General features: G+C 68.2%; 22 protein-coding genes. 2 read left to right on the top strand and 20 right to left on the bottom strand.

Annotated features, from left to right (window positions below; genetic code table 11):
* The 16 genes from FHS00_RS16840 to FHS00_RS16765 form a co-directional block, all read right to left on the bottom strand.
* Window positions 1-704 (bottom strand): electron transfer flavoprotein subunit beta/FixA family protein (locus FHS00_RS16840; RefSeq protein WP_183475263.1); only part of this gene is annotated, 704 nt, incomplete at its 3' end.
* Between the two features lie 14 nt (window positions 705-718).
* Window positions 719-1,930, bottom strand: coding sequence for an acyl-CoA dehydrogenase (locus FHS00_RS16835; RefSeq protein ID WP_183475262.1), 1,212 nt, complete (start codon window positions 1,928-1,930; stop codon window positions 719-721).
* A gap of 1 nt (window position 1,931) precedes the next feature.
* Window positions 1,932-3,488, bottom strand: a complete 1,557-nt coding sequence (locus tag FHS00_RS16830) for a class I adenylate-forming enzyme family protein (protein ID WP_246391431.1) — start codon at window positions 3,486-3,488, stop codon at window positions 1,932-1,934.
* Complete coding sequence (locus tag FHS00_RS16825; RefSeq protein ID WP_183475261.1) at window positions 3,485-4,504, bottom strand: NAD(P)H-dependent flavin oxidoreductase; 1,020 nt, start codon at window positions 4,502-4,504, stop codon at window positions 3,485-3,487. The genes FHS00_RS16830 and FHS00_RS16825 overlap by 4 nt, the downstream gene beginning before the upstream one ends.
* Window positions 4,501-5,295 (bottom strand): oxepin-CoA hydrolase, alternative type, encoded by a 795-nt coding sequence (locus tag FHS00_RS16820; RefSeq protein ID WP_183475260.1) that lies wholly within the window; start codon window positions 5,293-5,295, stop codon window positions 4,501-4,503. Before FHS00_RS16820 ends, FHS00_RS16825 begins: the two co-directional genes overlap by 4 nt.
* Window positions 5,292-5,720 (bottom strand): PaaI family thioesterase, encoded by a 429-nt coding sequence (locus FHS00_RS16815; protein WP_183475259.1) that lies wholly within the window; start codon window positions 5,718-5,720, stop codon window positions 5,292-5,294. The genes FHS00_RS16820 and FHS00_RS16815 overlap by 4 nt, the downstream gene beginning before the upstream one ends.
* A complete protein-coding gene (locus tag FHS00_RS16810) occupies window positions 5,720-6,844 on the bottom strand; it encodes an acyl-CoA dehydrogenase family protein (RefSeq protein ID WP_183475258.1) in 1,125 nt (374 codons plus the stop codon). The genes FHS00_RS16815 and FHS00_RS16810 overlap by 1 nt, the downstream gene beginning before the upstream one ends.
* Before the next feature lie 10 nt (window positions 6,845-6,854).
* The gene (locus FHS00_RS16805) at window positions 6,855-8,051 is read right to left on the bottom strand and encodes an acyl-CoA dehydrogenase family protein (protein WP_183475257.1); all 1,197 of its coding nucleotides are present in this window, start codon (window positions 8,049-8,051) and stop codon (window positions 6,855-6,857) included.
* A gap of 14 nt (window positions 8,052-8,065) precedes the next feature.
* A complete protein-coding gene (locus FHS00_RS16800; RefSeq protein ID WP_183475256.1) occupies window positions 8,066-9,241 on the bottom strand; it encodes an acetyl-CoA C-acyltransferase in 1,176 nt (391 codons plus the stop codon).
* Between the two features lie 14 nt (window positions 9,242-9,255).
* Window positions 9,256-11,343, bottom strand: a complete 2,088-nt coding sequence (locus tag FHS00_RS16795) for a 3-hydroxyacyl-CoA dehydrogenase NAD-binding domain-containing protein (protein ID WP_183475255.1) — start codon at window positions 11,341-11,343, stop codon at window positions 9,256-9,258.
* Between the two features lie 93 nt (window positions 11,344-11,436).
* Window positions 11,437-12,249: an IclR family transcriptional regulator gene (locus FHS00_RS16790; protein WP_183475254.1), complete on the bottom strand. Its 813-nt coding sequence runs from the start codon at window positions 12,247-12,249 to the stop codon at window positions 11,437-11,439.
* 7 nt (window positions 12,250-12,256) lie between these two features.
* The gene (locus FHS00_RS16785; RefSeq protein WP_183475253.1) at window positions 12,257-13,594 is read right to left on the bottom strand and encodes a TRAP transporter large permease; all 1,338 of its coding nucleotides are present in this window, start codon (window positions 13,592-13,594) and stop codon (window positions 12,257-12,259) included.
* A 4-nt stretch (window positions 13,595-13,598) separates the two neighbouring features.
* Window positions 13,599-14,120, bottom strand: coding sequence for a TRAP transporter small permease (locus FHS00_RS16780; protein WP_183475252.1), 522 nt, complete (start codon window positions 14,118-14,120; stop codon window positions 13,599-13,601).
* 113 nt (window positions 14,121-14,233) lie between these two features.
* Entirely contained in the window at window positions 14,234-15,292 is a 1,059-nt protein-coding gene (locus tag FHS00_RS16775) for a C4-dicarboxylate TRAP transporter substrate-binding protein (RefSeq protein WP_183475251.1), read from the bottom strand.
* Between the two features lie 116 nt (window positions 15,293-15,408).
* Window positions 15,409-15,867 carry a metallophosphoesterase family protein gene (locus FHS00_RS16770; RefSeq protein WP_183475250.1) on the bottom strand — a complete coding sequence of 153 codons (459 nt, stop codon included), beginning with the start codon at window positions 15,865-15,867 and terminating at the stop codon, window positions 15,409-15,411.
* The gene (locus tag FHS00_RS16765; protein WP_183475249.1) at window positions 15,867-16,901 is read right to left on the bottom strand and encodes an LLM class flavin-dependent oxidoreductase; all 1,035 of its coding nucleotides are present in this window, start codon (window positions 16,899-16,901) and stop codon (window positions 15,867-15,869) included. Before FHS00_RS16765 ends, FHS00_RS16770 begins: the two co-directional genes overlap by 1 nt.
* A 164-nt stretch (window positions 16,902-17,065) precedes the next feature.
* Here FHS00_RS16765 and FHS00_RS16760 point away from each other — a divergent pair, with 164 nt between their 5' ends.
* Window positions 17,066-18,454 (top strand): phospholipase D-like domain-containing protein, encoded by a 1,389-nt coding sequence (locus tag FHS00_RS16760; protein WP_246391429.1) that lies wholly within the window; start codon window positions 17,066-17,068, stop codon window positions 18,452-18,454.
* 7 nt (window positions 18,455-18,461) lie between these two features.
* On the top strand, window positions 18,462-19,178 hold the full coding sequence (locus FHS00_RS16755) for an endonuclease/exonuclease/phosphatase family protein (RefSeq protein WP_183475247.1): 717 nt from the start codon (window positions 18,462-18,464) through the stop codon (window positions 19,176-19,178).
* Between the two features lie 3 nt (window positions 19,179-19,181).
* Here FHS00_RS16755 and FHS00_RS16750 read toward each other — a convergent pair whose 3' ends face one another.
* The 4 genes from FHS00_RS16750 to xylF form a co-directional block, all read right to left on the bottom strand.
* Window positions 19,182-20,156: a nitroreductase family protein gene (locus tag FHS00_RS16750; protein ID WP_183475246.1), complete on the bottom strand. Its 975-nt coding sequence runs from the start codon at window positions 20,154-20,156 to the stop codon at window positions 19,182-19,184.
* A 198-nt stretch (window positions 20,157-20,354) separates the two neighbouring features.
* Window positions 20,355-21,137 carry an ATP-binding cassette domain-containing protein gene (locus FHS00_RS16745; RefSeq protein WP_183475245.1) on the bottom strand — a complete coding sequence of 261 codons (783 nt, stop codon included), beginning with the start codon at window positions 21,135-21,137 and terminating at the stop codon, window positions 20,355-20,357.
* Window position 21,138: 1 nt separating this feature from the next.
* Window positions 21,139-22,464 (bottom strand): sugar ABC transporter permease, encoded by a 1,326-nt coding sequence (locus FHS00_RS16740; RefSeq protein ID WP_221188894.1) that lies wholly within the window; start codon window positions 22,462-22,464, stop codon window positions 21,139-21,141.
* Between the two features lie 94 nt (window positions 22,465-22,558).
* On the bottom strand, window positions 22,559-23,593 hold the full coding sequence (gene xylF / locus FHS00_RS16735; RefSeq protein ID WP_183475244.1) for a D-xylose ABC transporter substrate-binding protein: 1,035 nt from the start codon (window positions 23,591-23,593) through the stop codon (window positions 22,559-22,561).
* Window positions 23,594-23,683 lie beyond the last annotated feature (90 nt).

Here is a 23,683-nt window from a genome sequence, read left to right as displayed (position 1 = left end):
ATCATCCCCGCCTTGCGCTCCGGCGGCTCGGCGGTCTTCACCACCTCCAGCCGCGGGCTGACGTCGACGCCGAAATCGGCCGCCGTCTTCTCGTCCAGCGGCTTCTTCTTGGCCTTCATGATGTTCGGCAGCGAGGCGTAGCGCGGCTCGTTCAGCCGCAGGTCCACCGAGACGATCGCCGGCAGCTTCACCGAGATGGTCTGCAGACCGCCGTCGACCTCGCGTGTCACCTGCGCCTTGTCACCGTCGATCTTCACCTCGGAGGCGAAGGTAGCCTGGCTCCAGCCCAACAGCGCCGAGAGCATCTGCCCGGTGGCGTTCATGTCGTTGTCGATCGCCTGCTTGCCGCAGAGCACCAGCTGCGGCTGCTCCTCCTCGACCAGCTTGGCGAGGACCTTCGCCACCGCCAGCGGCTCGATGTCCTGATCCGGCGCGTCGGCGGCGACCACCAGGATCGCCCGGTCCGCGCCCATCGCCAGCGCCGTCCTGAGCGTCTCCTGCGCCTGCTTCACGCCGATCGAGACGGCCACCACCTCGGAGGCCACACCCGCCTCCTTCAGCCGGATCGCCTCCTCGACCGCGATCTCGTCGAACGGGTTCATCGACATCTTCACGTTCGCCAGATCGACGCCCGAGCCGTCCGACTTCACACGCACCTTCACGTTGTAGTCGATCACCCGCTTCACGGGGACTAGGATCTTCATCATCTGCTCCTGTCTCAGAAGAACGCCTGCAGGCCGGTCTGGGCCCGCCCGAGGATCAGCGCATGGACGTCATGCGTGCCCTCATAGGTGTTCACGGTTTCCAGGTTGATCATGTGGCGCATCACCGGGAATTCGTCGGAGATGCCGTTGCCGCCATGCATGTCGCGGGCGTGGCGCGCGATCTCGAGCGCCTTGCCGCAGTTGTTGCGCTTCATCAGCGAGACCAGCTCCGGCGAGGCACGGCCCTCGTCCATCAACCGGCCCAGACGCAAGGAGCCCTGCAGGCCGAGCGCGATCTCGGTCTGCATGTCGGCGAGCTTCTTCTGGAACAGCTGGGTCTGGGCCAGCGGCTTGTTGAACTGCTTGCGGTCGAGGCCGTATTGCCGTGCCGCATGCCAGCAGGCCTCGGCCGCGCCCATCGCGCCCCAGCTGATGCCGTAGCGCGCGCGGTTGAGGCAGCCGAAGGGGCCTTTGAGGCCCTGCGCGTTCGGAAGCAGCGCGTCCTCGCCGACCTCGACGCCGTCCATGACGATCTCGCCGGTGGTCGAGGCGCGCAAGGAGAGCTTGCCGCCGATCTTGGGCGCCGAGAGGCCGGTCATGCCCTTCTCGAGGATGAAGCCGCGAATCTTGCCGTCATGCGCCTCGGACTTGGCCCAGACCACGAAGACATCCGCAAACGGCGCGTTCGAGATCCACATCTTGGAGCCCGAGAGCCGGTAGCCGTTGTCGGTCTTCTTCGCGACGGTCTTCATGCCGGCGGGATCGGAGCCCGCATCGGGCTCGGTCAGGCCGAAGCAGCCGATCAGCTCGCCCGAGCACAGGCCGGGAAGGTATTTCTTCTTCTGCTCCTCAGAGCCATAGGCGTGGATCGGGTAGATCACGAGGCTCGACTGCACCGACATCATCGAGCGATAGCCACTGTCCACGCGCTCCACCTCGCGGGCGATCAGGCCATAGGTGACATAGGACGCACCGAGACCGCCGAACTCCTCCTCGACGGTCACACCGAGCAGCCCGGCCTCGCCCATCTCGCGGAAGATCGACGGATCGGCCGTCTCTTCGCGGTAGGCTTCGGTCACGCGCGGGGCGAGCTTGTCCTGCGCGAAGGCCTGCGCCGCGTCGCGCAGCATCCGCTCGTCCTCGTCGAGCTGGGCCTCCAGCAGGAAGGGGTCGGACCAGTCGAACTGGGCGAGTTCCGGGCCGTGGCCCTGCATATCCTTGGGCATGTTATTTCTCCTCCGCGTCGAGTGCGGCCAGGCGATCGGCGAAGACGCCCAGCAGCTTGTGTTTCAGGATCTTGCCGGTCGCCGCAGCGGGCAACCGGTCCACGATCAGGATCTTCGATGGCCGCTTGTAGCTCGAAAGCCGCTCCGAGACATGGGCTTTCAGCGTCGCAGGCTCGGGGACGGGATCGGTGCACTGCACGAAGGCCAGCACCTCCTCGTTGCCGTCGCGCGAGCGGCCGACCACGGCGGCCTGCACCACGGCGGGATGATCGTTCAGCGCGGCCTCGACCTCGGGCGGGTAGACGTTGAAGCCGGAGCGGATGATCAGCTCCTTGCAGCGGCCCACCACGTGCAGCCGCCCTTCGGCATCGATCCGTCCCAGATCGCCGGTCGCGAGCCACCCCTCGGCATCGATCACTTGCGCGGTGGCCTCGGGGTTGCGGAAATAGCCTTTCATCACATGCGGGCCGCGGGTGCGGATTTCGCCCACGCCCTCGGCATCGGGCGCATCGATGCGGATCTCGATACCCGGAAGCGCCGGGCCGACCGAGACATCGGGCACGCCGATCGGGTTGCGGGTGCCGCTGACGCCGGCCGTACTTTCCGTCATGCCGTAGCCGTTCTGCAGCGGCAGCCCGTAGAAGGCCTCCGCCTTTCGCTTCCAGGCCGGGTCGAGCGGCGCCGCGCCGGACGAGACGTAGCGCAGCCTGGCGCCTTCGAGCCGGTCGAGCCCCTGCCCGGCCACGTGCTTCATCAGCAGCGCGTGCATCTGCGGCACCATCGGCAGCACCGTGACGCCGCGCTTCAGAGCCGCGAGCAGCCGGTCCGGTGCGAAGCGGGTCTCGAGCTGCACGCAGGCGCCGCAGCTCACCGCCGCCATCAGCATCGAGGCGAGGCCGAAGACATGGGTCAGTGGCAGCGCACCATAGACCCGATCCTCGGGCCCCATGCCCCTGAGTGCGGCGCTGGTGGCACCGGCGAAGAGCAGGTTGGCATGGGTCAGCATCACCCCCTTGGGATCGCCGGTGGTGCCGGTGGTATAAAGGATCACGGCGGTCTGCTCCGGCCCCTGCGCCACCGGCTCGGGCGCGCCGCCGGGGCCCTTGGCCAGCGCGAGCCGACCGGTCGCGGTGACAACGGGTTCGGCGCCCGCCGCCTCGGCATGGCCGGCTGCTTCGGCCGAGACATGGGTGGTGTAGAGGATCGCGCGCGGTCCGGCATGGTCGGTGATCCGCGCCAGCTCGGTGCCGGTCATCCGGGCATTGACCGGGACCGCGATTGCGTCGAGCGAGGAGGCCGCGAAGATCGCCAGCGCGGTCGCGGCGCAGTTTTCGGCCACGATCAGCACCCGGTCGCCGGCGACGACGCCACGCTCCGCGAACAGCCTTGCCAGCTCGCCGGCCGCCGCCTCGCACACCTCGTGGTCGAGCGTACGGCCATCGGCGTCGACCAACGCCGGCGCCTGACCGCGCAGCTGCGCCTGGCGGCCGAGCAGCTCGTGCACCCGGCGCGTGCCGGTCTCGACCGGCCGTGCCCCATCCGTCTGTGCCTGCATCATGCCAACTCCCCCTGCGTCTGCCCCTGCAGGATCGCCGGGCGCAGCCGCGCCAGCGCGACCCGCGCCTCTTCCTCCAGCCGGCCGATAATAGCGGCCAGCGGCTCGATCTGGCCCGTGAGCCCGAGCGCCTGTCCCGCCGACAGCATGCCGCGCGACACGTCGCCGGTCTCGTAGGCGCGCCGCCCGATCGCGCCCGAGACATGCGGCAGCAGCGCCTCGATCCCGATCTCCGGGTTCTCGGCCTCGAGCCGCGCCACGGTCTCGGAGGTCTCGTTGCGCAGCGTGCGGATCGTGTTGCGCACGCTCGACATGCTGAGCATCGTGTCGGTTTCCTTCGCCTCCGACAGTGCCCGCTTGTAGTCGGGATGCGCCGTGATTTCCTCGGCCACGAGGAACCGCGTGCCGACCACGACGCCCGCGGCGCCGCCCGCCAGCGCCGCGACGAGTTGGCCGCCGTGACCGACGCCGCCGCCGATTAGGAAGGGAATGTCGAGCCGCCGCTCGGCCAGCGCGAGGTTGACGAAGCTGCCCACCAGATCGAGCCCGGGATGGCCGCCGCACTCGGCGCCGACGATCGACACCATGTCGACACCCTCGGACTGCGCCTTCTCGGCGAAGCGAACGCTCGGCACCTTGTGCAGCACGGTGATGCCGGCGGCCTTCAGTATCGGCAGCCATGGCGCCGGGTTGCGGCCCGAGGTCTCCACGAAGCGCACGCCTTCCTCGGCGATCAGCTCGAAGATCTCGGCGGTGCGCTCGCCCGGCACCAGCTTGGGCAGCATCGAGACGTTGACCCCGAAGGCCCCGCCTTCGGCCATTTCGCGGGTCCGGCGGATCTCGGCGCGGAGCCGGTCGGGATCGGGAAAGCTTGCGGCGGTGATGAAGCCGATGATCCCGGCGCGGGCGCAGGCCGAGACATATGCCGCATCCGACAGCCACATCAGGCCACCGGCGACGACCGGCAGCCGGGTGCCATAGGCGCGGGTCACGGCGGTATCGAAAAGGGGATCGGTCATGACATCTCCCTCAGCGCGACGAAATCGGGGGCCCGCTTGTCGAGAAAGGCCGCGATGCCCTCGGCCGCCTCAGGGGTTCCTTGGGCACGGGCCATGGCGTCGCGCTCGGCATCGAGCTGGGCCATCAGATCACCTTGCGCGGCGCTGTTCATCAGCGTCTTGATCGCGCCTTGCGTCGCCGACGGTCCCTGAGCCAGCCGGTCGGCCAGCGCCATCGCGGCCTCGAAGGCATGCCCCTCGGGCGCCAGCTCGGACAGCGCGCCGAGCGCGTGCAGCCGATCTGCCCCGACGGGCTCGCCCAGAAGCACCATCCGCCGCGCCAAGGCGCGCGGCAGCAGGACGGAGAGGAAATGCGTGAGCCCGGCATCCGGCACCAGCCCGGCCTTCACATAGGCGGCCGTGAAGCGGGCGGTGTCGGAGGCTGCGGTAACGTCGCAGGCCAGCGCCAGCGACAGCCCCGCCCCGGCGGCGCCGCCCTCCACGGCCGCGATCACCGGTTTGGGGCAGGTGATGATGGCGCGGACGAGGTCATGCAGCTTCTCGATGTTGCCGCGCCGCTCGGCTTCGCTCTGCGCTGCGCGGGTGGCGAGAACACCGAGATCGCCGCCCGCGCAGAAGAAACCGCCCTCGGATGCGAGGACGACGCAGGCGATGCGCTTGGTGCGGCCCGCCGTCTCCAGCGCGTCCTGCAGCGCGGCATAATAGTCCGGTGTGAGCGCGCCGCGCCGGGCAGCGTTGAGGTTCCACACCACCAGCCGGTCGCCGCGATCCTCGATCCGCGCCATGCTCATGCGCGTCCCTCCCCGTGCTGCTGCGGTACCGGCTTGAACACGCCGGTCGCCGTGGCGATCAGCCGGTCGTCGCCGCCCCGCAGCTCACCCTCGATGAACAGGATCTTGCGTCCGCCCCCGGTGATGCGCCCGACCGCCACCAGCGCCTCGCCCTCGCGGGCGGGGGCGAGATACTGGGTGTTGAGCGAGATGGTCAGGAACGGGTAGCGCCCGCCGGGATCGCGCGACAGGCTGCCGGTGGCGCCCATCGCGTTGTCGAGGATCGTCGCGACGATGCCGCCATGCAGCATGCCGTGCCGGTTGGTGTGATCCGCCGTCACGGTGAGGTGACACCGCGCCCGGCCATCACTCTGGCCGACATCTAGCACGTAGCCGATCAGCCGCTGCGCGCCGGTCTCGCCCTCGATGATCCCCGGCCCCGCCATCAGGCCGCCCGAAGCCTTACGAAGCGACCCAGATGGAAGGTCGCGTCGCCGAAGCGCTGGTCGAGCATCGACAGCCGCCGCGCGAAGCGGGCGAGGTCGTATTCCTCGGTCATGCCGATGCCGCCATGCATCTGAACCGCTTCCTCGGCGACCAGCCGCGCGACCTTGCCGACGAGGTGCTTGGTCGCGGAGACGTGGATCTCGCGGGTGTCGCGGTCGGCCTCGAGATGGCCGCACAGGTTGATCACCGCCGAGCGCGCCTGCTCGATCTCGATCAGCATGTCGGCGGCGCGATGCTGCAGCGCCTGGAACTTGCCGATCGGCTGGCCGAACTGCTTGCGGGTCTTGAGATAGTCGCCGGTCAGCGCGCGCGCTGTCTCCATCGCGCCGAGCGCATCGGCGCAGATCGCGGCGGTGGCGCGGGCCTGCGCCGTTTCGATCGCCTCGAAGGCCTGGCCCTCGGCGCCGAGCAGCGCGCCCGCAGGCAGCGTTACGCCGTCGAGCACGATCTCGGCCGCGTGGCCGCCCTGGCTCAGCGGGTAGTCGCGGATTTCGATGCCCGCCGTGCCCTTGGGCAGCAGGAACAGGCTGATCCCGTCGCGGTCGGCGACATCGCCCGAGGTTCGGGCGGAGACGACGATGTGATCGGCCTGGGCGCCGTTGACGACGACGGACTTGCGCCCCGTGAGGGTCCAGCCATCGCCGCTACGCTCCGCGCGGGTCTCGACCCGCTCCAAGTCGAAGCGGCTGGCCGGTTCGCCATGCGCGAAGGCCAGCTGAACAGCGCCCTCAACCGCCTGCGCGACGATCTCCTGCTGCGTCTCGTCGCCGAGCTCGGCGACCAGCCGCCCGGCGAGCAGCAATTCGAGCATCGGCTCGACCGCGCCCGCGCGACCCAGCTCCTCGAACACCACCATCAGGTCGAAACCGGCCCCGCCGAAGCCGCCCTGATCTTCGGTGAACAGCGCGCCGGCGACGCCCATCTCGGACAGGCCGGCCCAGATCTCGGGCGACATGCCGGTGGTCTGCGCGGCTTCGAGGGCCTGCGGCGTCACGGCTTCGCCCAGATAGCGGCGCAGCCCGTCCTGCAGCATCTGCCGCTCTTCGGTCAGTTGGAAGTTCATGTCCCGCCCCTCAGAGTTCCAGGATCGCCTTGGCGATGATCGTCTTCTGCACCTCGTTCGATCCGCCATAGATCGAGAGCTTGCGGTTGTTCAGGTAATGCGGCGTCGCGGACATCGCGTAGGACGGGCCGACCGGCCCCTCGTTCGATCCCGCCTCCAGCGCCTCGGAGACGAAGGGCATCGCCCAGGGTCCGACCGCCTGCTTGGTCAGCGCGTTGATCTCCTGCCGGATCACCGTGCCCTTGACCTTGAGCATCGAGCTTTCCGCGCCCGGCGCCTGACCGGCGGCAGCGGCCGAGACCACCCGCAGGTTGGTCGTGGCCATCGCCATCAGGGAGATCTCGACCTCGGCGATCTTCGCCGCGAAGAGCGGGTCCTCGATCAGCGGGCGGCCGCCCGACTGTTCGAGCCGCGCGATCCGCTTGAGGTTCGCGAGACCGGCATTGGCAAAGCCCACACCGGCGATATTGGTCCGCTCATGCGTCAGCAGGTACTTGGCGTAGGTCCAGCCCTTGTTCTCCTCGCCGACGAGGTTCTCCACCGGGACCCGGACATTGTCGAAGAAGACCTCGTTCACCTCCGGCTCGCCGTCGAGAAGCACGATCGGGCGCACGGTGATGCCGGGATCGTTCATGTCGACCAGCAGGAAGGAGATCCCCTCTTGTGGCTTGCCCTCCTTGGAGGTGCGCACGAGGCAGAAGATCATGTTGGCGTACTGGCCCAGCGTGGTCCAGGTCTTCTGCCCGTTCACCACGTAATGGTCGCCGTCGCGCACGGCGGTCGTCTTGACCGAGGCGAGATCGGAGCCCGCGCCCGGCTCGGAATAGCCTTGGCACCACCAATCGTCACCGTTGAGGATGCGCGGCAGCCAGTAATCCTGCTGCTCCTTGGAGCCGAACTTCTGCAGCACAGGGCCGAGCATCGCGAGACCGAAGGGCACGATGCGCGGCGCATGGGCGGCGGTGGTCTCTTCCTCGAAGATGTGCCGCTCGACCGCGTTCCAGCCGGCGCCGCCATGCTCTTTCGGCCAGTTGCCCGCGAGCCAGCCCTTCTCGTTGAGGATGGCGTGCCATTCCTCGTAATCCTGCTTGGTCAAGCGCTGGCCGAGGCGCACCTTCTCGGACAGCCGCTCGGGCAGCCGCTCCTCGAGAAAGCTCCGCAGCTCGGCGCGGAAGGCCTTCTGCTCTTCGGTGAAGTTCAGGTCCATTGCCGGGCCCTTTCTCAGTAGATCTCGAACAGGCCGGCGGCACCCTGCCCGCCGCCGATGCACATGGTGACGACGCCGAGCTTGGCGCCGCGACGGCGGCCCTCGATCAGCAGGTGGCCGGTCATCCGCGCGCCGGTCATGCCGAAGGGATGGCCGATCGAGATCGAACCGCCCGAGACGTTGAGCTTGTCGTTATCGATGCCCAGCGTGTCGCGGCAGTAGAGCGCCTGGGAGGCGAAGGCCTCGTTCAGCTCCCACAGGTCGATGTCGTCGACGGTCAGACCCTGGCGCTCCAGCAGGCGCGGCACGGCAAAGACCGGACCGATGCCCATCTCGTCAGGCTCGCAGCCCGCTACGGCGAAACTGCGGAAGGCACCGAGGATGTCGAGGCCGAGGCGCTCGGCCTCCTTGCGGTCCATCATCACCAGCGCGGCAGCGCCGTCGGAGAGCTGGCTCGCGTTGCCGGCGGTGATGAAGTTGCCCTCGCCGCGCACCGGCTGCAGCTTCTGCAGACCCTCGAGATTGGTCGAGGGGCGGTTGCACTCGTCCATCGAGATGGTTTCGGTGACATGCGAGACCTCGCCGGTCTCCTTGTCCTTCACGGCCTTGGTCACTTCCATCGGCGCGATTTCGGCGTCATAGCGCCCGGCCTTCTGGGCTTCGGCGGTACGCATCTGGCTCTGCAGCGACAGTTCGTCCTGCGCCTCGCGCGAGATGCCGTAGCGCTTGGCCACGGTGTCGGCCGTCTCGATCATCGCGTGGTAGAGCTCGGGCTTGTGCTCCTCGATCCAGGCGTTGCGCGAATGGCGTGCGGGCGGCTGCACCATGGAGATGCTCTCGACCCCGCCGACCAGCACCGCCTTGGCGCCTTCCTGCGCGATCATGTGGCCGCCCATTGCCACCGCCTGCAGGCCCGAGGCGCAGAAGCGGTTGACCGTGGCACCCGCGATCGACACCGGCAGACCGGCACGGATCACCGCCTGGCGGGCGATGTTTCCGCCGGTAACGTATTCCGGATAGCCGCAGCCGAAGATCGCGTCTTCGATCAGCGCCGGGTCGATGCCGGCGCGCTCGACCGCGTGACGGGCGACGTGGCCCGCCATGTCGGCGCCATGGGTGATGTTGAACGCGCCCCGGGCGGCCTTGCCGATCGGCGTGCGGGCGGTGGATACGATGACGGCGTCGGTCATGTCGTCTCTCCCTCTCAGCCGTTCAGGCTGGCGAATGTGGAATTGTCGGAGGCCAGCCGTGCGAGCAGCGGCGCGACCTTCCAGAAATGATCGTCTTCGGCGGCGTAGCCCTCGATCCGGTCGCGGATCACGGCCAGCCCCTCGGTATCGGCGTAGTGCATCGGGCCGCCGCGATGGCGCGGGAAGCCGTAGCCGTAGAGCAGCGTCACATCGACATCGAGCGGGCGCTGCGCGATGCCCTCCTCGGCCACGCGGGCGCTCTCGTTGACCATGGCGGCCATGTAGCGCTCGACGATCTCCTCGTCGGTGAAGTCGCGCGGGCTGACGCCCTGCTTCTCCCGCTCGGCGGCGATGATCTCCTCGACCTCCGGGTCGGGGCGGCCGCGCGGGCTCTCCTCGTCGTAGATATAGTAGCCACGACCGGTCTTCTGGCCGAGCCGCCCCATCTCGTAGAGCGTGTCGGCCCAGCCGGGATAGCGGTCGCGATCGTGGCGCTGATCCGCCTTCCGCTGCCGCGTCATATAGCCGATGTCGAGACCCGCGAGATCGCCCACCTGGTAGGGCCCCATCGGGAAGCCGAAGTCGCGCAGCGCCTTGTCAATCTGGTAGGGGCTGGCGCCGTCGAGGATCATGTGATCGGCCGCCGTGCGGTAATGCGACAGGATGCGATTGCCGATGAAGCCGTCGCAGACACCGGCACGGACCGAGACCTTGCCGAGCTTCTTGCCGAGAGCGAAAGCGGTGGCGGTGACCTCGGGGGCGGTCTTGTCGGCGACCACGACCTCCAGCAGCTTCATCACATGGGCGGGCGAGAAGAAGTGCAGTCCGATCACGTCCTGCGGACGGCTCGTGGCCTGCGCGATCTCGTTGATGTCGAGATAGGAGGTATTGGTCGCCAGCACAGCGCCGGGCTTGGCCACGCGGTCGAGCTCGCGGAACACGTCCTTCTTGACGTCCATGCTCTCGAACACGGCCTCGATGATCACGTCGGCCTGCCCCAGCTCGTCGTAGCCGGTGACGCAGGAGAGCGCGCCCGAAAGGATCGCGTCGCGCTTGTCTTCCTTTAGCTTGCCGCGCTTCACCGCCGCGGCGAGGTTCTTTTCGATGGTGGCGCGGGCACGGGATGCGGCCTCGTCGTCGCGCTCGACCAGCGTCACGGTCAGGCCGCGCAGCAAAGCGGCGGTGGCGATGCCCGCCCCCATGGTGCCGCCGCCGATCACGCCGATGGCCGAGACGTCGCGGGGGGCGATGCCCTCGATCTCGGGCAGCTTGGCGACCTTGCGCTCGATGAAGAAGGCGTGGATCAGGCCGGCGCGCTGCGGCGTCTCCATCATCTTCATGAACTGGCGCCGCTCCTCGGCGAGGCCCTCATCGAAGCCCATCTTGGTCGAGGCCTCGATCGCATCGAGCGCGGCCAGCGGGGCCACCTCACCGCGCAGCTTCTTCTTGAGCGCGGCGCGGCGCGCATCGAACATCGCGGCGTCATGCGCGGGCGCGGCCATGTCGCGCACCGGGCGCGGGCCCGCGCCCTGCGAAAGCAGATCCTCCGCATAGGCCAAGCCGGCATCGAGTGCCTCACCCTCTCCCAGCCGGTCCACCAGCCCCATCTCGACCGCCCTGGCGGCCGGGACCGGCGTGCCGGTGGTGGCCATGTCGATCGCGGCCTCGGCCCCGACAAGACGCGGCGTGCGCTGGGTGCCGCCCGCGCCGGGGATGACACCGAGCTTGGTTTCCGGCAGGCCCAGCTGCGCGCCCGGGACGGCGACGCGGTAATGCGCGCCGAGCGCGATCTCGAGACCACCACCCAGCGCGGCGCCGTGGATCGCGGCGACGACCGGTTTGGTGCAGGCCTCGATACGGTTGACCACGTCGGGCAGGAACGGCTCCTGCGGCGGCTTGCCGAATTCCGAGATGTCGGCGCCACCGATGAACAACCGGCCGGCTCCGTGGATGACGGCAATCTCGGCGTCCTCCGCCTCGAACCGTTCGATCGCCGCCACCAGCCCGGCGCGGACGTCGCGGCCCAGCGCGTTCACCGGCGCGTGGTCGACGGTGATCACCGCGATCTGGCCACGGGTCTCGAAATGCACAGTACCTGCCATTTGATCCTCCTCCTCGGGCTCCAGCCTAACCGATTGCCCGATCAAGTTTCAACATGTAAATCTTAATTCCAACATGCAGAATTAAGAGCACGATCAGATATCGTGCCGGGTCAGGAACGGCCCCTGCCCCATGATCCGCTCCAGTTCGCGCACCCCGGCCTGCAGCTTCGGGCCGACCTCTTCGCGCATCCGCTCGATGCTGAGATCCTTGGGCATGGCCCCGCAGGTGAAGATCACCGGCTCGCTCAGGTCGCGCGACTGGAACGGCACCGACACGGCGTGGATGTTGGACGCGAAATAGGCCGCCGGATCGGCGATCACGAAGCCCTCGGTGACGAGCTGGGTATAGGCCTCGCGCCGCGCCGCGCGTGCGCTCTCCTCGTCGAGGCCGCGATGGCCTTCGGCGTCGGCCACGGCTTCGGCGAACCCCTCCTCCGAAAGGGCGGCCAGCATGGCGTGACCCGAGCTCGACCCCTTGAACGGAAGGCGGTGCCCGACCTCGAGCCAGATCGAGGAGACGTTCTGCGGCCGCCATGTCTTGGTGATGAGCACCCGGCCCCGGTCGCGCACCGACAGCAGCGCCAGCGTCGCCGTCTCGTCCGCCACGCGCTGCATGATCGGCCCCGACAGCTCGACGAAGGAGATCGAGGCGCTCGCCACGTTGCCCAGCGCCAGCAGCGCGGGACCCGGGCGGTAGCGGTCGTGCCGGCGCGCATGGGTCAGGTAGCCCAGGGATTGCAGCGTGAAGGTCAGCCGCGAGACGGTCGATTTCGGCAGTCCGGTCCGCTCCGAGATCTCAGCGTTGCCGAGACCGTCATCCGAAGGCCGGAAGGCGCGCAGGACCGACAACCCACGGGCCAGCGTGGTGGCGAAACGGCGGTCCTGGCTTTCATCGGTGATCTTCACGGCAACCTCACATCGAATAGGGTATGACCAGCGACAGCGCCGGCACTGCCATGATCAGGATCAGCACAAGGACGTCCACCGACAAAAACCGCGCGATACCGGCGAAGATGCGGTCGATCGGCACGTCGCGCCCGACCACGCCGGCGATGACGAAGACGTTGAGGCCCACGGGCGGCGTGATCAGGCCGATCTCGAGCAGCTTGATGACGACGACGCCGAACCAGATCAGGTCGAAGCCATAGGTCTCGATCAGCGGGATCATCAGCGGCAGGGTCAGCACCATGATGCCGATCGGGTCGAGGAACATCCCCAGCGCGAGGTAGATCAGCGCGATCGCGGCCATCAGCAACACCGGCGACAGTTCGGCCGCGGTGACAGCCTCGACGATGTCGGGTGCGACGCCGGTGAGCGCGATGAAGGCCACGAAGATCTTGGCCCCCGCCGCGATCAGGAAGATCGAGGTGGTCTGGATGCAGGTCTCGCGCAGCGACTCCCAGATCGCGCGGAAGGTCAGCTTGCGCTGCACCAGCCCGATCAGCACCGCGGCCGAGACGCAGACCGCAGCCGCTTCGGTGGCGGTGAAGATGCCGCCATAGATGCCGCCGACGATGATCACGAACAATAGCACGGCGGGCCAGGCTTCGAGCGCGGCGCGGCCGCGATCGGCCATGGAAATGATGCCCGTATAGGCGGGCGCCGCGGCCGGGTCGCGCTTCACCCAGATGAAGATCACCAGAAGGAAGCCCAGGAGCGACACGATGCCCGGCAGGATGCCCGCAAGGAACAGCTGGCTGATCGAGGTCTCTGTGAAGATGCCGTAGATGATGAACAGGACCGAGGGCGGAATGAGCGAGCCAAGCGTGCCGCCGGCGGCGACCGAGGCGGTGGCGAGCCGTTTGTCATAGCCGACCGAGAGCATCTCGGGCGTGCAGATCCGACCCATGGTCGAGGCGCAGGCGATCGAGGATCCGGTGATTGCCGAAAAGCCGCCGCAGCCCACGACCGAGGCCATGGCGACGCCGCCCGGCACGCGGGCCAGCCAGACGCGGGCGGCGTGGTAGATCTTGGTGGTGATGTCGGCGCGATAGGCGATGTGGCCCAGTGCCACGAAGAGCGGGATCATCGACAGGTCGTAGCTGTGGATCAGGTCGAAGCTGTTCGAGAACACCAGCGAGGTGGTCGGCCGGATCGCCCGCTCGGGCGCGAAGGTCCCGGTGCGGAAGGCAAAGATGACGAAGGTACCGATGGTGGCGATCGCCGCGAGCGCGAAGGCGATCGGCACGCGCAGCGCCAGCAGGAACAGGACCGCGCCGAAGGCCACGAGACCGATGAGAGTGCCGTCCATGGTCTCAGACCTCCTCGTGATGCTCGGGGCGCGACGGATCGATCAGCACCCGCCGTCCAGCGCGGATCGTGCGGATGTCGCCGACCATCTGGATCGCCAGCCGCAGCCAGCAGAAGGAGACGCCGAACAGGAAGATCACACGGCCAGGCCATTTCGGGAGGTTGAGCTGACCGAAGAAGTAGCTGCCGGACTGCAGCGTGTGCACGGCCTCCTTCCAGCCTGCCCAGATCAGCGGTGCAAGCGCCAGGAGCCCGACGATGGAGCCCAGCACGACCAGCCAGTCCTGTGTGCGCGGCGGCAGCCTTTCCGACAGCACCTCGACGACGATGTTGCCGCGTGCTGCCGCGGTGGCGGCGAGCGGCAGCACGATCGCCGCCACCATCAGCTCGCGCACCATGTTGATCGTGTCGGGGATGCCCGAGTTGAACAGCGCGCGCAGAAGCACGCTCGACGTGATCAACAGGCCCAGACCGATCACCGCCAAGGCGGCGAGGTTGAGCAGGAAACTCTCGATACGGCTCAGCATCGGCACTCCCCTACCGGGCGCGGGCCATGCCCCCGCCGGTCATCGCGGATGTTCGGTGATGTGAAATGGGCGGCGCGTGTGAGGCGCGCCGCCCGGGATCTCGGGGTCGCGGGTCAGCCGCGCTCCCAGGGATAGCCCTTCTCGTCGACCTCGGCCTGATACTTCTCGATCAGCCCACGATACTCCTCGAGCAGCGCCTCGCCGTCGAGACCGGCGGCATCGGCCTGGGTCGCCCACTCTTCGAGATAGGTGTTGCCCTTCTCGACAAGTTTGGCGCGCTCCTCGGCGGGCAGCTCGATGATCTCGACACCGGCTTCCTTCATCTTCTCGATGGCGGCATCGTTATCGGCGTTCACGAGACGGCCGAACTCATCCGACAGGCCCTTGCCCGCTTCCATCAGCGCCTGCTGCTGGTCTTCGGGCAGCGCGTCGAAGGCGTCCTTGTTCATGAAGATGCCGAGCGCGCCGACCTGGCCCCAGTTCAGCAGGGTGTAGCTGTCCATCACCTCCTGCTGGTTCAGCGCGCCGACGGCATAGGAATAGCCTTGGCTGCAATCCAGCAGGCCGGAATCGAGGCCCTGATAGGCGTCGTAGATCGACATGTTGACGAGGTTCGCGCCGAAATCCGCGAAGGTCTTGCCATAGGCGCCGACGCCGCGGACCTTGAGCCCGTCGATGTCCTCAACCGTGCGGATCGCCGCGCCCTTGCAGCCGATATGCACCGCCGAGGTGGTGTAGGTGCCGAGATAGACGAGGTTCTGGTCGGCGAGGTTCGCCTGGATCGCCTCGGAGCCGCGCATCAGCTCGTCGGTGGCCTTCATGCCGACCCAGGGGTCGGGGTTCTGCACCGGCAGGTCGGCGATGCCGTAGGCCAGCATCTCCTGCGGGAAGTAGACACCGATGATCGTGCCGGCATCGGCCACGCCGTCGGCCACGGCCTGGGCTGCGGCGTCGGCCTTGAACAGGGCGCCGCCCCACTGCACGTCGAAGTTCAGCTCGCCGTCGGTGCGGGTCTTCACGTCCTCGACGAACCAGTTCAGCGCCTCGGCGCGGGCGCCGCGGTTGGGACCGGCCTCGCCGAAGAACAGCGTGGTTTCGGCATGGGCGATGGAGCCGAGCGCGGCACCGGCGAGAATCGTCGAGGCGAGGGCCGCCTTCAGAAGTCGCGTCATTTCAGTCTCCTCCCTGAAGTTTCGCATAGTGGAATTGTATTTCACTAGTTGAAAGCTACGGGAGGAGCATCGTTCTGGCAACCCGCTGCGTACGCCGCAGCGCGGCATTGGCCGGATCAATCGATCAGATGGAGAAGATCGGCGCGCGGCGCCCCTGCCCCGAGATGCAGAATCGCGAGCGTTACCGGCAGCTTGAACCGGCGTGGCCCGGCGGCGCCTGGGTTGAGATAAACGACGCCTTCGACCGTTTCGATGAGCGGATTGTGCGAATGGCCGCTGATCACGACGTCGATTCCGCTGGCCGCCGGGTCGAAATCGAGCGTCTTGCGGTCGTGGCGCATGTGGATGCGGGTGCCACCCAGCTCCGGCTCCGCCAACTCCGGATAGGCGGCGCACCAAGGCGCGGTGTCGATGTTGCCGCGGATCGCGGTGACCGGCGCGAGCTGCTCCAACTCGGCCACTAGCCCCTCGCGCCCGATATCGCCCGCATGCAGGATGTGGTCGACCCCCGCCAGCGCGGCGAGGGCCTCAGGTCGCAGAAGACCATGCGTGTCCGAGATGACGCCAACCCGCATCAGGCGGTGGCGCGGCGCAGCTCGGGCGCCACGCGGCTGCCCAGAAGCTCGATCGCCTTCATCAGCTGCGCGTGGTCGTAGACACCGATCGCCATCTGGATCAGCATCCGGTCGAAACCGAAGATCTCGTGCATCGCCAGGATCTTGTCGACCAACTCGGCCGGGCTGCCGACGAACTGCGCGCCATTGGGACTGCGCGCCGCGTCGAACTGGGCGCGGTTGGTCGGCCCCCAGCCTCGCTCGCGACCGATCCGGTTCATTACCTCGGCCTGCGCCGGGTAGATGATGTCGGCCGCCTGCTGGCTGGTATCGGCGACGAAGCCATGCACGTTGAGCGAGGTCTTCAAGCTCTTCGGGTCATGTCCCGCCTGCGCCGCGCTCTTGCGATAGAGGTCGAAGAGCGGTGCGAAGCGCGCGGGTTCGCCGCCGATGATGGCGAGTGCCATCGGCAGGCCCAGAGCACCGGCGCGCGCGACCGATTGCGGCGAGCCACCGACCGCTCGCCAGATCGGCAATCTCTCCTGCACCGGGCGCGGATAGACGCCGCGACCGGGAATCTGATGGGTGTGCGCGCTACCGGGCCAGCGGATCACCTCGCCCTCGTTCAGAGCCATCAGAAGCTGCAGCTTCTCCTCGAACAGGTCCTCGTAATCCTCGAGGTCATGACCGAAGAGCGGAAAGCTCTCGATGAAGGAGCCGCGCCCGGCGATGATCTCGGCCCGCCCGTCCGTAAGATTGTCGAGCGTCGCGAATTGCTGGAACACCCGGATCGGGTCGTCCGAAGAGAGCACGGTCACCGCGCTGCTCAACTTGATGCGGCTGGTCCGTCCCGCCGCCGCCGCGAGCGCCACCGCGGGCGCGGAGACGGCATAGTCGGGGCGATGATGCTCGCCCAGACCGAAGACATCGAGCCCGACCTCGTCGGCAAGCGCGATTTCCTCGACCAGCTGGCGCAGGCGGAGCGCCGGGTCGACCTGCGCGCCGGTCACCGGGTCGCGCCCGACATCGCCGAAGGTATAGAGGCCAAGTTCCATGTCGTTCTCCGCTGGCTGTCACGCAAGAGCTAGCGGCGGCCCTTCCCCGGTCCAACTGCCGCCAATGCGCAACGTCTGTGCGGCCTTGCCACGCAGCCGGGAACCCCGTTGCGCCCATGCGGCGTTTGGCTCACATCTGGCCGCAGAAGAGGGAACCCGCGCGATTGTTCAACTATGACACCTTTCTGCTGACCCTGATCGGTGTCGGTCTCGCGCTCACCGCGACGGTGATGCTGCTGCAGCAGCGCCGCACCCCGCAATCCGCCGCCGCATGGATCCTCGCGATCATCCTGCTGCCCTGGGCCGCGATCCCGCTGTTCTTCGCGCTGGGCTTTCGCAAGACCCGGTCGCGGCATCCCTTCATCCGCTATTCCTCGATGAATGGCGGTGCGCGCCCCGACCCCGCGGGCGGGCCGTCGGAGGCGTTCCGCGCCTATGGCGTCCCGGCGGCGAGCGAGGGCAACAGGATCGAGCTGCACCGCGATGCCAAGCATGCCCGCGAGGCGATGCGCGAGATGATCGAGGGCGCCGAGCACGAGCTCGACATCACCTTCTACCTGATCCACGACGACGCGATCGGCCGAGACTTCGTCGACCGGCTGACCGCCAAGGTCGAGGCGGGACTGCAGGTGCGGCTGATCATCGACCGGCTGGGCGGCTTCTGGTGCCCGCGCGAGGCGCTCAGCCGCTTCGAGGCTGCCGGGGGCCAGCTGCGGTGGCACCAGCCCTTCCTGAACTGGCCGCTCAAGGGCCACATGAACCTGCGCAACCATCGCAAGATGATCATCGCCGACCGGGCGCGCGCCTGGACCGGCGGCCGCAATGTCGGCTGCGAATACATGGGGTTCCCGCCGCAGATCGCGCCGGGCGCGCGGGCACCCGAGCTGTGGCGCGACCTGTCCTTCACGCTCGAGGGTCCGTCGGTCGAGGTGCTGTGGGACCTGTTTCGCGCCGATTGGGGCGTGGCTGACCACGAGGCCGAGCCGCTGCCCGAGCTTCACGTCGCCGCCCGCCCCGGCACGGCGGTGGTGCAGGTCGTGCCCTCGGGCCCCGACACCCATCTCGACCCGCTGCACGACGTGCTGGTGCAGATGATCCATGCCGCTACGAACCGGGTCTGGATCGCCACGCCCTATTACCTACCGACAGAGCCGCTCAACGCCGCGCTGTGCACCGCGGCGCGCCGCGGCGTCGACGTGCGGGTGATGGTTCCGGCCCGCTCGAACCAGCGGATCGCCGATTTCGCGCGCGGCGCCTATCTGCGCACGCTGGCCGAGTCCGGAGGAAGGGTGCTGCAATTGCCGCGCCAGATGACCCATGCCAAGGCCGGGGTGATCGACGGAGCCGCATGGGCCGGCTCGGCCAATTTCGACGTCCGCTCGATGCTCCTGAACTTCGAGGTGGCGGTTTTCGTCTACGATGCGCCCTCGGTGGCGCTGCTGTCCGACTGGTTCGAGGCCGAAACCGCGCTGTGCCGCGAAGGCGTGCGGCGCCCGAATATCGGCCGCCGCCTTGCCGAGGGCGTGTTCCGCCTCGGCGCGCCGATGCTGTGAGGGGACCATGAGCGATCCGCATCTTCGCCCCGGCCGGCTGCGGCTGGTGAGCTACAACATCCGCAAGGCGCTCGGCACCGACCGGCGCCGCAACCCCGCACGGGTCTGCAACGTGATCGCGGCGCTGGAGCCCGACATCGTGGTGCTGCAGGAGGCCGACCTGCGGCTCGGCGCCCGGCCCACCGCGATCCCGCTGACCGAGCTGAGCCAGCTCTCCGGGCTGCGAGCGGTGGATTTCGGGCAGTCGGCCAAGAGCCTCGGCTGGCACGGCAACGCGATGCTGGTGCGCGAAGGCATCGAGGTCAGCGGCCTGCACCGGATGGTGCTGCCCGGCTTCGAACCGCGCGGCGCCATCGCGGCCGATTTAGAGACCCCGGCCGGGCCGTTGCGCGTGGGTGGGCTGCATCTGGGGCTGCTCCGCGGCTCACGCAGGCTCCAGCTCACCCATATCCTAGACGAGCTCGACCGCATGCCGCAGCGCCCCACGGTTCTGGCCGGTGATCTCAACGAATGGTCGGAACGGGTCGGGCTGGGGCGGCTGGCGAAGCGCTTCGAGATCCACGCGCCTGGGCGCAGCTACCATTCGCGCCGCCCCGTCGCCGCGCTCGACCGGATCGCGACCGGCGCGGGCGTGGTGGTCGAGGAGAGCGGCGTCTGGCACGAGCAGCCTGCCCCCGCCGCGTCGGATCATCTACCGATCTGGGCCGATCTGCGCCACGCCTGAGCGTCAGACGATCAGCTCCTCCAGAGGCCGCCGCGCCATGCGCCCGGGCCGGGACTTGGCACGGCCCAGCCGCACCACCTGGAGCAGCCGCCGCTCCGGGTCGAGGCCGACGGTCCGGGCGATCTCATCGCGGGCCGCGTCATCGGCGGTCAGCACCCCCATCGGCCACGCCGCGAGACCGAGCTTCGTGGCCTCCAGCAGCAATCGCAGCAGCGCCCGCCCGGCGGTAACGGGGCTGTCGGTCGCAGGGCGGTGGAACAGCGCGATTACGGCGGACGAGCGGATCTGCTCGGCCTCGCTGGTCACCTTCCCTACTGCCCCGAACATCTCGGCCGGTCGCCATAGCGGCCCCAAGGCCATCCGTGCCTTGAATGCCGCCCGAGGCTCGAGCTGCAGCGCCGCCCGGTCGAGCCCGTCATAACGCTTGCGTGGGTGCCGGGGGCGAATCCGCAGCCAGGACAGCAGCTCGTGCCGAACCTCGGGCCTTCGCAGATGGGTCATCATTGCCTGGTCGTACAGGTCGGCGAGCCAGTCGCGCCGGCTGGCATCGGTGATCAGCAGCGCGTCGCGTCGCGTCCAGCCATAGAGATCCACCGGCCCCGGTTCGTATGGGCCGCGATGGCCGAAGCGCAGCGGCAGCTGCTTGGCCAGAGGGTCGGTGTCGGTCTGTGCCTCGAGGGTGATTCGCCCCGCCATCCGCAGCCCGGGCAACGTATCGCGGTCATCCTGCGCCCATTGGTCGGTAAAGACCGCGCCCATCCGCCGCGACGACAGCGCCAGGATCGTCGCCTCGGCCGCCATGCCACAGGCAAGACCGGCCGCGACGGCATTGGGGTCGGATACCTTCAGGACCGCCTCGGGGTCGCAGCCGATCAGGATCGCGTCGCCCTTGCGCCGCCAGCGGGCGGGCTGGGTGTTGAGCGGCGACGGCGCGCTGCGCGCCTCTTCCACGATCTGTCGGAACTGCTCGGTCTGCATCTCACGCTCCCCGGGTCGGCCTGCCCGCTTGCGGCAGACCCTAGCGGCCCATGCCGTCGCGGCAAGCGGTTACGCCCTCCCTGCAGCTCCGGCAAGCTCGTCCAACCGGAGGTCACAGCGCAAGCCACTGTTACGACTGTGTAAATAAAAACGGGCCGCCCCTCGCGGAGCGGCCCGGAATTCGCGCGGAGCGTGTGTTCAGGCGGCTTCGCGCTTTGGGTTCTTGCCGAGAATGATCATCGACAGGATGTCGTCCTCGGTGACGTCCTCGACACGCTCGGTGCCGACCAGCTGGCCGTTCTTCATCACCGAGACGCGGTCGCACAGATCCATCATCTCGCGCGTGTCGTGCGAGATCAGGAAGATGCCGAGACCCTGCGCCTTCAGCTCCTTGATCAGGTCCGCGACCATCGCCGTCTCGTGCACGCCGAGCGCGGCGGTGGGTTCGTCCATGATCAGGATCTTGGCGTTGAAGTAGACCGCCCGGGCGATGGCCACCGACTGCCGCTGGCCGCCCGACAGCGCCGAGACCGGCTCGGAGAGCTTGCGGAAGTTGGGATTGAGGCGCGCCATGATCCTGCGCGTCTCGGCCTCCTGCTTGGCGTCGTCGACGAAGCCGATCCTGGTCGTGATCTCGCGCCCGAGAAACAAGTTCGAGGCGGCGTCGAGATTGTCGGCCAGCGCGAGCGTCTGGTAGATGGTCTCGATGTTGTAGCGCCGCGCGTCGCGGGGGCTCTGGATGTTGGCCTTCTCGCCGTTGATCCAGATCTCGCCCGAATCCGCCTTGTAGGCGCCCGAGAGGATCTTGATCAGCGTCGACTTGCCGGCACCGTTATGGCCCAGCAGCCCCACCACCTCGCCCGGGTAGAGATCGAGCGAGACGCCGTCGACGGCCTGCACGCCGCCGAAGGCGATGCGGATGTCCTTGAGTTCGACCAACGGCTTGGCGCCGTTGGCGCGGGGATCGGTGTTGCGGTCCATCTCACTTCCCTCCGATGCGGCGGCGATAGATGATGTCGATCAGCACGGCGGCGACCAGCACGGTGCCGACGACGATGTTCTGCAACGGCGCGTCGACGCCGACCATCGCCATGCCCGATTGCAGCGACTGCATGATCAGCGCGCCGAGAATGGCGCCGTAGATCGTGCCGATTCCACCGGAGAGCGCGGTGCCGCCGATCACGGCGGCGGCGATCACCCGCAGCTCGTCGAGCGTGCCGATGTCGTTGGAGTGGTTGGTCAGGCGCGCCGAGGCGACCACGGCCGAGATCGCGACCAGGATGCCCATGATTGTGAACACCTTGACGGTCAGCAGGCGGGTGTTGATGCCCGAAAGCTCGGCCGCGTCGGGGTTGCCCCCGGTGGCGAAGATGTAGCGTCCGAGCCGTGTCTTGCGGGCGATCACGGTCATCACCACGGCCACCGCGATCAGCAGCAGCACCGAGTAGGGAATGCCGTAGGCGGCGGTGTAGCCCTCGGGCATCTCCATGCCGCGGGCTGCGAAGTCGCGCGCCAGCACCCGGGACGGGATTTCATAGGCATTGAGGATCGCAACGAAGCCCAGGATCGCGCCGGCGACGATGGCCATGACGACCGCCTCGGCCCAGATCGGCTTGACCGGGAAGCCATGGCCGATCTTGTTGCGCCGCGCCGAGAACAGAGCGGCCACGGCGAAGGCGGCGGCGAGCAGCCCCGCGATCCAGCTCCATTGCGCGCCGAGCGTGCCGTTGATGCCGCCGAAGGCCTGGAAGGTCTCGTCGAGCGGCCCGATGGTCTGGCCGCTGGTGATGTACCAACCGACGTTGCGCCAGATCAGCAGACCACCCAGCGTCACGATGAAGGCGGGGATGGTGAGGTAACCCACGAGCCAGCCCTGGAAGGCGCCGATCGCGGCACCGGTGATCAGGCCTGCCACGATGGCGAGCCATGGCAGCGCCGCGTGGCCCAGCGGCAGGCCGAGCGTGTCGGGCAGCCAGCGGGTCTGCATCATCGCCATCACCGCCGAGGCGGTGGCCAGCAGCGCACCGACCGACAGGTCGATATGCCGGGTGACGATGATGAACACCATGCCGGTGGCCATGATCGCCACGGAAACGGTCTGGATCGACAGGTTGAAGATGTTGCGCGGCGTCAGGAAACGCCCGTCGGTCATCACGTTGAAGACGACGCAGACGGCAATGAAGGCGCCGACCATGCCGAGCAGGCGCAGGTCGATCTCGAGCTGATTGATGAAGGAGCGTGCGGGGGCCTTTTCCGCTGGCCGCTGCCCGGAGGGCGCGGCGTTCGGAACGGTATCGGTATCGGACATCTGGGGACTCCTGGACGGAGAGCGGCGCGGGGGAGCGCGCATGGCGTTGGAACGCGAGGGCCCCGGCCCGGATCACCGGGCCGGGGCGCGAGGGTCATTCGGCGCAGGCGGGGACGTCACCGGTGACGCCCTGGCACAGCGTCTCCTGGTCGATCCAGCCGGCATCGACCACGACGTCGAGGTTCTCGCGGGTCACCGGGACCGGATCGAGGAACTTGGCCCACAGCGTGGTGCCGGCGGGGGAGGTCCACTCTTCGGCACCCTCGATGGCGCTCATCTCGGTGCCCGAGGCCAGCTCGACGGCGATCTCGCCGGCTTCGCGGCCCAGCTCGCGGCTGTCCTTCCAGACCGAGACGGTCTGCGTGCCCTGCGCGACGCGGTTGAGCGCGGCGTGATCGGCGTCCTGGCCCGAGACCGGGATGCCGTCCATGCCCTGCGCGGTGAGCGCGGCCACGGCGCCGCCGGCGGTGCCGTCATTCGAGGCGACCACGGCGTCGATCTGGTTGTCCTGCGCGGTCAGGATCTGCTCCATGTTGCGCTGGGCGTTGGCGGGCAGCCAGCCATCGGTATAGGCCTCGCCGACGATGGTGATCGCGCCGGAATCGATCGCCTCCTGCAGCACTTCCTGCTGACCGCCGCGCAGGAAGTCGGCGTTGGGATCGGTGGGCGAGCCCTTGATCATCACGTAGTTGCCCTCGGGCGCGGCCTCGAGCACGGCGCGGGCCTGCATCCGGCCGACCTCGACGTTGTCGAAGGTCAGGTAGAAGGCGCGGTCGTCCTCGATCAGGCGGTCATAGGCGATGACCGGGATGCCTTCGTTGAAGGCCGCTTCGACGGCGGGACCGATCGCCTGGGTGTCTTGCGCGAGGATGATCAGCGCGTCGACGCCTTGGGCGATCAGGCTCTCGACGTCGGAGAGCTGCTTGGAGGACGAGGACTGCGCGTCGGCCGAGACATATTCGGCGCCGGCGGCCTCGAGCGCGGCCTTGATCGCGGCCTCGTCGGTCTTCCAGCGCTCTTCCTGGAAGTTGGACCAGCTCACGCCCACGGTCATGCCGTGCTGTTCGGCGATCGCGGTCGTGCTGAAGCCGGCCGTCAGGGCGACGGCGGCCAGAATTGCGTTGCGCATGGGTATCCTCCCTAGAAAATGTCCCGTCCCACCGGGATGCCGGTCCCTCCTGGAAACCGGTTGAGCGTCACACTCGCACAATTAATTCGA

The organism is Limimaricola variabilis, from assembly GCF_014195545.1.
GTDB classification, from domain to species: Bacteria; Pseudomonadota; Alphaproteobacteria; order Rhodobacterales; family Rhodobacteraceae; genus Limimaricola; species Limimaricola variabilis.
Note: the sequence above shows the minus strand (reverse complement) of the source record. Positions and strands in the feature narration are given on the sequence as shown.